Here is a 7,658-nt window from a genome sequence, read left to right as displayed (position 1 = left end):
CCCGATGCCGCGGGCGAACCGATGGTGTCGCCGCACCTGAAGGCGCTGCGCCCGTACCTCGCCAAGGGCGACTTCGCGCCCGGCAGCTGGGGCCAGGCCAATGTCGATGCGCTGGCCGGGCTGGTCGACGTGAACGTGAGCAAGGTCGCGTACTCGGCCTTCTTCAACACCCAGCTCGACTGGGTGCTGCGCCGCGCGGGCATCGACACGGTGGCGGTCTGCGGCATCGTCACCAACGGCGGCGTCGCGAGCACGGTGCGCGATGCGCACATGCGCGACTACCGCACGCTGGTGCTGGCCGACGGCTGCGCGGCCTTCGGCGAGGAGCGCCACCAGACCTCGCTGGCCGACATGCGCAACGTGGCCGAGGTGACGGACTGCGCGGCTTTCGCCGCGTCGCTCGCATGAGTTCGAACCCGTCGCGACCAGTGCGCCGCGCGGCGTCGGTCGAGGCCGAGGTGCGCGTGCCGGTGGCGATCGTCGGCGGCGGCGCCTGCGGGCTCACGGCCGCGCTGATGCTGGCCGATGCGGGCGTGGACTGCGTGGTGCTCGAGCGCGATGCGCTGCCCAGCGGATCGACCGCGCTGTCCTCGGGCTTCATCCCCGCGCCCGGCACGCTCGCGCAGCGCGCGCACGGTGTGCTCGACGACAGTGCCGAGCGCTTCGCCGCCGACATCCAGGCCAAGGCCCATGGCCGCGCGGCACCGGCGCTGGTCGCGGCCTATGCGGGGGCCATCGGCCCGGCGCTCGATGCGCTGCAGGCGCGGCACGGGCTGCGGTGGCTGCTGCTCGATGGCTTCCTCTATCCGGGCCATGGCGTGCACCGCATGCATGCGCTCGAACAGAAGACCGGCGCCGCGCTGATGGCGGCGCTGCAGTCGGCCGCCGAGGCGGCGGGCATTCCGGTGCTGACGCAGGCGCTGGTCGACACGCTGGTGCTCGATGACGGCGACCGCGTGGTCGGCGTCGAGTACGCGCGCCCCGACGGCAGCCGCGAGACGCTGGGCTGCGATGCGCTGCTGCTGGCCTGTAACGGCTTCGGCGGCAATGCGCGGATGGTGCGCGCGCTGCTGCCCGAGATGGCCGAGGCCGCGTTCGGCGGCCATGTGGGCAACGACGGCAGCGCGATCCTCTGGGGCGAGGCGCTGGGCGCGCGGCTGCGCGACCTAGGCGGCTACCAGGGCCATGGCTCCTGGGTCACGCCGCAGGGCGCGCTGATGTCCTGGGCCGTGATGATGGAAGGCGGCGTGCAGCTCAACTGCGAGGGCCGGCGCTTCCACGACGAGACCCAGGGCTACTCGGAAGCCGCGGTGCATGTGCTCGCGCAGCCGGGCGGCATCGCCTGGAACGTGTTCGACGCGCCGCTGCTCGCGCTGGCGCGGGGCTTTCCCGACTTCTGCGAGGCCGAGGCGGCGGGTGCCGTGCGGCGCTGCGAGTCGGTGGCCGCGCTCGCCGACTGCATCGGCTGCGAGGCCGCGGTGCTGCAGGCCACGCTCGAGGCGATGCGTACCGGCACGCCCACGCCCGACGGCCGCGTATTCGCGCGCGGACTCGAGGCACCGTACTTCGCGGTCAAGGTCACGGGCGCGTTGTTCCACACCCAGGGCGGCCTCGACACCGCGCCCGACATGCGCGTGCTGCGCCACGACGGCACGCCCTTCGACAACCTGCTGGCCGCGGGCGGCGCGGCGGGTGGCGTGTCGGGCGACGCGGTCTGGGGCTATCTCTCCGGCAACGGCCTCTTGAGCGCCGTGGCCGGCGGCTACATCGCGGCGCGCACGCTCGCCGCACGCAACCCAACCAGGAACCACTCCGCATGACGAATCCTTCCTTCAAGACCCGGCTCGCGCGCAACGACATCGTGCTCGCGCCCGGCGTGTACGACGCGCTCAGCGCGCTGGTGGCCGAGCAGGCCGGCTTCGAGGCGCTGTACCTCTCGGGCGCCTCCATCGCCTACACGCGGCTCGGCCGCTCCGACGTCGGGCTCACCACCTTCACCGAGGTGGCCGACACGCTGGCGCGCATCACCGAGCGCGTGCGCGTGCCGGTGATCGTCGATGCCGACACCGGCTTCGGCAACGCGCTCAACACCCAGCGCACCGTGCGCGGCTTCGAGCGCGCGGGCGCGGCCATGGTCCAGATCGAGGACCAGACCTTTCCCAAGCGCTGCGGCCATCTCGACGGCAAGGCCGTGGTGTCCGAGCGCGAGATGGTCGGCAAGCTCAAGGCCGCGCTCGACGCGCGCAACTCGAGCGAAACCCTGATCCTCGCGCGCACCGACGCGGTGGCGGTCGAGGGCATGGAGGCCGCGCTCGATCGCGCCGAGGCCTATCTCGCCTGCGGCGCGGACGCGCTCTTCATCGAGGCGCTGCGTTCGCCCGAGCAGATGGACGCGGCCTGCCGGCGCTTCGGCGACCGCGTGCCGCTGCTGGCCAACATGGTCGAAGGCGGCAAGACGCCGATCGAGGATGCCGATGCATTGCAACGGCATGGCTTTCGCATCGCGATCTTCCCGGGCGGCACGGCGCGCGCCGTGACGCACACGCTGCAGGGCTACTACGCGAGCCTGCACCGGCATCGCACCACGCAGCCGTGGCGGCCGCAGATGCTGGACTTCGATGCGCTCAACGCGGTGATCGGCACGCCCGAGCTGATGCTCGAAGGACAGAAGTACGAATAGGCCTCAGCGCAGCGCGCGCACGAGTTCGTCGTAGACCAGCCGCACGCGCGCCGGCACCGGCGCGCGCTGCGAGCGGTAGACATGGATCGGCCAGGACTCGGGCGCCTCGGCCTCGAGCACCTCGACCAGCTCGCCCGACGCGATCAGCGGCTCGGCCAGCGGCCCCGCGAGCTGGCCGAAGCCCAGGCCCGCGCGCACGGCGGTGCACTCGGCCTCCACGTCGTCGCTGATGAAGGCCGGTGCCGCGACCGGCATCTGCCGCCCCTTGCTGAAGAACCAGGACCAGGGCCGGCCCACGCTGCGGTCGAGCAGCGCGGTGAGCGGAAAGCCCGGCAGCGCCTCGATGTTCTCGGGGATGCCGGTGCGCGCGATCAGCGCCGGCGCCGCCACCACGCGCAGCTGCATGCGCCCGACCGTGCGCGCGACGAAGCGCGCATCGCGGATCGGGCCGGCGCGCACGCCGATGTCGATCTGCTCGTCGACCACGTCGGCATGTTCCTCCGACAGCCGCAGGTCGAGCACCAGCCCCGGGTGCGCCGCCAGCATCGGCGCCAGCGCCTCGGGAATCAGGCGCCGGCCGTAGACGTTGGGCGCGGTGACGCGCACCGTGCCCGCGTGCTGCGAGAGCGCGCGCCGGTCGGTGCGGTGGAACAGCGCATCGACGCCGCCGACGGCGGTACGCGCGCGCTGCGCGAGCTGGCGGCCGAAGTCGGTGAGCTGCACGCCGCGCGTGCTGCGGTGGAACAGCGGCTCGCCCAGTTCCTCCTCGAGCTCGCGCACGGCGCGCGTGACCACCTGCGGCGAGACCGCCAGGCGCACTGCGGCATCGCGGAAGTTGGCCGCATCGGCGGCGGCGCAGAACACGCGCAGGGCTTCGAGCCGGTTCGACATGGGTGGGTTAATTGGGGTTGAGTGTTCCTGAATCAGGAATTCTGAAGTCGTGAGAGTTTCATTTACGGGAACGCCCGGATTTTCCACACTGCATGCACTTCTTCAAGTTCTTCAACGCCCAACCCAAGGAAAACACCATGACTTCCGTTCAAGACAACATCCGCGGCAAGGTTGCCATCGTCACCGGCGCCAGCAGCGGCCTCGGCGAATCCACCGCCCGCCACCTGGCCGCCCGCGGCGCGAAGGTGGTGCTGGCCGCGCGCCGCACCGACCGGCTCGAGAAGGTGGTCGCCGAGATCCGCGAAGCCGGCGGCGAGGCCATCGCCGTTGCCACCGACGTGGCGAAGCGCGAGGACCTCGAGCGGCTTGCCGCCGCCACCGTCGAGGCCTTCGGCCGCATCGACGTGCTGGTCAACAACGCGGGCGTGATGCCGCTGTCGCCGATCGAGAAGCTCAAGGTCGACGAATGGGACCGCACCATCGACGTCAACATCAAGGGCGTGCTCTACGGCATCGCCGCCGTGCTGCCGCGCATGCAGGCGCAGGGCAGCGGCCACATCGTCAACATCGCTTCGATCGCCGGCATCAAGGTGTTCACGCCGATCGGCACCGTCTACAGCGCCACCAAGTACGCGGTGCGCGCCATCTCGGAAGGCCTGCGCGTGGAGGTCGGCAACACCGGCATTCGCGTGACCATCGTCTCGCCCGGCGCGGTCGAGTCCGAACTGAAGTTCGGCACCACCGATGCCGAGACCGCCGCGGGCGTGCAGGCCTTCTACGAGGCCAGCCAGATCCCCTCGGACTCGGTGGCGCGCGCGGTGGTGTACGCAGTGGAACAGCCGGCGAACGTGGACATCAACGAGGTCGTGCTGCGGCCGGTGGCGCAGGACTTCTGATCCTGGCACCGGGATGACGCGGATGCCGCTCAGAACGGCATCTGCGCCGAGAAGGCCACGCTGCGCGGCGTCCCCACGTAGTAGCTGTTGAGCCAGTAGCTCTTGTTCGCAACGTTGTTGACGTTCAGCCGCAGGGTCAGCGGCCGGCCAGAGAGCTTCATGGCGTAGCGCAGGCCGAGGTCGGCGGTGGTGACGGCGGGCAGGCGGTCGGTGTTGGCCGCGTCGGCCCACTGGCGACCTGTGTAGTAGACGCCGCCGGTCAGCACCAGGCCGGGCACCGGCAGCTCGTATTCGGCATAGACCTTGGCGATGAGCTTCGCCACGTTCTGCGGCGCCTTGCCGTCGAACTCGGAGCCCCTGACCTTGGCGTCGAGCGCGGTCACGCCGCCCACCACCGTCCATTTGTCGGCCGGCTTTCCCGAGACGTTGAACTCGAAGCCTCGGTGCTTTTGCCGGCCGTTCTGCGTGTAGGTGTTGGCCGTGTCGATGTATTCGTAGGCCTTCTCGATGTCGAACAGCGCGCCGGTCAGCAGCAGTTCGCCGACCGTCGCCTTCAGGCCGATCTCCTTCTGGCGGCTGACCATCGGCGACAGCACGGCACCGAAGTTGGCGGCGGTGTCGGGCGCGGTGCCGCCGGCTTCCAGGCCCTCGATGTAGCTCGCGTAGGCGGTCAGCCAGGGTACGGGCTTGTACATCAGCGAGACCGAGGGCGAGCTGCGGCTCTTGTCGTAGTCGGGCTGCGATTTCGCGCCCTCGCCGTCGAGCGCGACGGTGCGGATGTTGCTGCGCGTCACGCCCAGCAGCATCGACCACTGCTCGCCGAACTGGAGATGGTCGGCGATCATCTGGTTGCGGTTCATCACGCGGCCCGCGTAGTAGGGCGTGTAGATGTTCGGTGTGAAGTAGGGCTCGGGCACGTAGGTCGGCTGCGAGAACGGGTAGGGCCCCTGCCAGCCGGTGTTGGGGCTGCTGCGCGTGGCCCAGGACTTGTCGGAATACATGTAGGCGCCCATCGTGAGCTTGTGCGACACGGGGCCGGTCTCGAAGCGGATGTCGGCCAGGGCGGAGCCGGCCTCGAAGGTGTCCTCGGTGCGGCCCGAGCGGATGCGGATCTGGCTGAAGCCCTCGGCCGAGCTCACGCTGTTCATCGTGTGGTCCTGCACCGGTCGGTCGATGCCGTCGCGCATGTAGGCGGCGCGCAGCGTGATGCGGTCGTCGAGCCGGTAGGTGGCCTTGGCCATCAGCTTGGTGTTCTCGAATTCGTCGCGCACCCAAGGCTGGCTCCAGTTCCTGCGCGCGTCGGGCGCGCGGCCGCGCGGGATGTCGTAGAACCAGTAGGCCGAGGTGCCCGCGCTGCGGTACTTGTTGTAGACCGCGTTCATCTCGACCAGCAGGCGGTCGGTGAGCTGCCAGTCGACGGCCGCGCTGACCAGCGTGCGATCGATCTTCTGGTCGTCGATCGCGGTGTTGCCGTTCTGCCGGACCACGTTCAGCCGATAGCCGGCGCGGCCGGCTTCGTCGAAGCGGCCACCGAAGTCGCCGTGCACGTAGGCCTGGTTGCCGCCGTAGTTGCCGACCGTGAGGCTGTTGAGCCGCTCGAGCGTCGGGCGCTTGTAGACGTAGTTGATCATCCCGCCCGGCGAGGCCGCGCCGTAGAGGAAGCCCGAGAGGCCGCCGAGGATCTCGACGCGCTCCTTGTCCTCGACCACGGCGGCATGGTTGTAGGCGCGGCGCAGGCCGTCCTCGGCCGTGTCCGAGCTGTTGAAGCCGCGGATGCTGACCACCGGCGTCCAGCTGGTGATCTGCGGCGTGGCGGTGCGCGTGGAGGGGTTGAGCTTGTAGATGTCGTCGGGCGACTGGCCCTGGATGTTCTGGATCAGCTCGCGCGGCACCACGCTGATCGAGAACGGCGTGTCCTGCAGCGCCATGCTGCCGAGCGCACCCACCGACGAGACGGTCTTCGCGCGGTAGCCGTCGGCGGCGCTGCCGTCCTGCTGCAGCTCGGTGGTCGCGTCGATGGCCGAAGCGTTCACCACCACCGGCGGCAGCGTCGCGCCACCCGCCGCCGCGGGCAGTGTGCGGACCACCGCCGCGTTGCCGTCGAGGCTCGCGCCCAGGCCGCTGCCCGCGAGCAGCCGCTCCAGGGCCTGGCCGGCCGTGAGGCTGCCCGACACCGCCGGCGCCTGCTTGCCGGCGACGAGGTCGGGATGGACCATCAGCTGCAGCCGGGCCTGGCGCGCGAGTTCGTTGAGCGCCGAGCCCAGCGGCTGGGCGGGCAGGGCGATCGGGTAGACCGCCGCCGCCTGCACGGCGGGCGCGGGCTGGGCGTGCGCGGGCGAGGTGCCCCAGGCGGCGAGGGCAAGGGCCGCCGCGAAGGCGGTGGCGGCGGGACGGAAGCGCGGGTGCGGCATGAAGGCGGACTCCGGAAGGGCGATGGGTAGATGGAAAGAACTACCCATGCAGACGCATCAGTTCCGGCGCAGTGGAGGTCCGTCGCGAATTTTTTTGAAGAAATCGAGGCGCGGGGCTGGCTGGGTGTCAGCGCGGCGCGATCTCGGTCGTGCCGTCGCGCAGCTGCAGCTGCACCGGCAGCACCTGCGGCAGCGCCTTGGCGAAGGCACCGAACTGCCGCAGGTCGAAGCTGCCGTTGATCCGCATCGCGGCCACCGCGGGGTCGCGCACCGTGAGGCCGGTCGGGCCGTAGCGCTCGAACTCGGCCAGCGCCTGCGTGAGTGGCGTGTTCTCGAAGTTGGCGCGGCCTTCGCGCCAGAGCAGGGCGCCCGCGGCGGGGGCGACGGGCGCGCTGCGCAGGCGGCCGTCCGCGTCGGCGGCGACGGCTTCGCCCGGGCCCAGCAGCCGTGACTCGGCACCGGCCATGGGGTCGGCAGAGGCCACGCGCACCCGGCCTTCCTCCACCGTCACGCGCACGCCGCCGGCATCGAGCCCGGTCTGCGTGTGGCGCACCGAGAAGCGCGTGCCGACCACCGTGATGCGCAGCGGGCCGGCCAGCACGTCGAAGGGCCGGGCGGCATCGGCCTGCACGCTGAAGTGGGCCTGGCCCTCGGGCAGGCGCACCTCGCGCCGCTGGCGGTAGAGCGTCACCTCGGCGCGCGTGGCGGTGTCGAGCCTGAGCACGCTGCCGTCGGGCAACTGCACGTCGAGCTGCTGACCGCGCGCGGTGGCGAAGCTGT

7 protein-coding genes are annotated in these 7,658 nt (G+C 71.0%); 4 read left to right on the top strand and 3 right to left on the bottom strand.

Annotated elements, in window-relative coordinates; all coding sequences use genetic code 11:
• The 3 genes from AC27VN_RS26515 to AC27VN_RS26505 form a co-directional block, all read left to right on the top strand.
• Positions 1–408, top strand: a 408-nt coding sequence (locus AC27VN_RS26515) for a cysteine hydrolase family protein (protein WP_490878460.1), incomplete at its 5' end; no start/stop codon positions are given.
• A complete protein-coding gene (locus tag AC27VN_RS26510) occupies positions 405–1,820 on the top strand; it encodes an FAD-dependent oxidoreductase (protein WP_490878459.1) in 1,416 nt (471 codons plus the stop codon). The genes AC27VN_RS26515 and AC27VN_RS26510, both read left to right, overlap by 4 nt.
• Complete coding sequence (locus AC27VN_RS26505) at positions 1,817–2,680, top strand: isocitrate lyase/PEP mutase family protein (RefSeq protein ID WP_490878458.1); 864 nt, start codon at positions 1,817–1,819, stop codon at positions 2,678–2,680. The genes AC27VN_RS26510 and AC27VN_RS26505 overlap by 4 nt, the downstream gene beginning before the upstream one ends.
• A 3-nt stretch (positions 2,681–2,683) precedes the next feature.
• Here AC27VN_RS26505 and AC27VN_RS26500 read toward each other — a convergent pair whose 3' ends face one another.
• Positions 2,684–3,571 carry a LysR family transcriptional regulator gene (locus AC27VN_RS26500; protein ID WP_203204284.1) on the bottom strand — a complete coding sequence of 296 codons (888 nt, stop codon included), beginning with the start codon at positions 3,569–3,571 and terminating at the stop codon, positions 2,684–2,686.
• A gap of 137 nt (positions 3,572–3,708) precedes the next feature.
• Here AC27VN_RS26500 and AC27VN_RS26495 point away from each other — a divergent pair, with 137 nt between their 5' ends.
• The gene (locus tag AC27VN_RS26495) at positions 3,709–4,467 is read left to right on the top strand and encodes an SDR family oxidoreductase (RefSeq protein ID WP_490878457.1); all 759 of its coding nucleotides are present in this window, start codon (positions 3,709–3,711) and stop codon (positions 4,465–4,467) included.
• 29 nt (positions 4,468–4,496) lie between these two features.
• Here AC27VN_RS26495 and AC27VN_RS26490 read toward each other — a convergent pair whose 3' ends face one another.
• Together AC27VN_RS26490 and AC27VN_RS26485 are read right to left on the bottom strand one after the other, a co-directional pair.
• Positions 4,497–6,878 carry a TonB-dependent siderophore receptor gene (locus tag AC27VN_RS26490; RefSeq protein WP_490878456.1) on the bottom strand — a complete coding sequence of 794 codons (2,382 nt, stop codon included), beginning with the start codon at positions 6,876–6,878 and terminating at the stop codon, positions 4,497–4,499.
• A 127-nt stretch (positions 6,879–7,005) separates the two neighbouring features.
• Positions 7,006–7,658, bottom strand: a 653-nt coding sequence (locus AC27VN_RS26485) for a FecR family protein (RefSeq protein WP_490878455.1), incomplete at its 5' end; no start/stop codon positions are given.

This window comes from Variovorax sp. 20P10.2.4 (assembly GCF_058244205.1).
The sequence above is the reverse complement of the archived record's forward strand: the minus strand, read 5'-3'. Positions and strand labels throughout refer to the sequence as shown.

What these genes read in the sequence shown, in the direction of transcription:
- AC27VN_RS26495 (WP_490878457.1), top strand. Translation starts at nt 3,709, where the DNA reads ATGACTTCCGTTCAAGACAACATCCGCGGCAAGGTTGCCATCGTCACC.
- AC27VN_RS26505 (WP_490878458.1), top strand. Translation starts at nt 1,817, where the DNA reads ATGACGAATCCTTCCTTCAAGACCCGGCTCGCGCGCAACGACATCGTG.
- AC27VN_RS26510 (WP_490878459.1), top strand. Translation starts at nt 405, where the DNA reads ATGAGTTCGAACCCGTCGCGACCAGTGCGCCGCGCGGCGTCGGTCGAG.
- AC27VN_RS26500 (WP_203204284.1), bottom strand. Translation starts at nt 3,571, where the DNA reads ATGTCGAACCGGCTCGAAGCCCTGCGCGTGTTCTGCGCCGCCGCCGAT.
- AC27VN_RS26490 (WP_490878456.1), bottom strand. Translation starts at nt 6,878, where the DNA reads ATGCCGCACCCGCGCTTCCGTCCCGCCGCCACCGCCTTCGCGGCGGCC.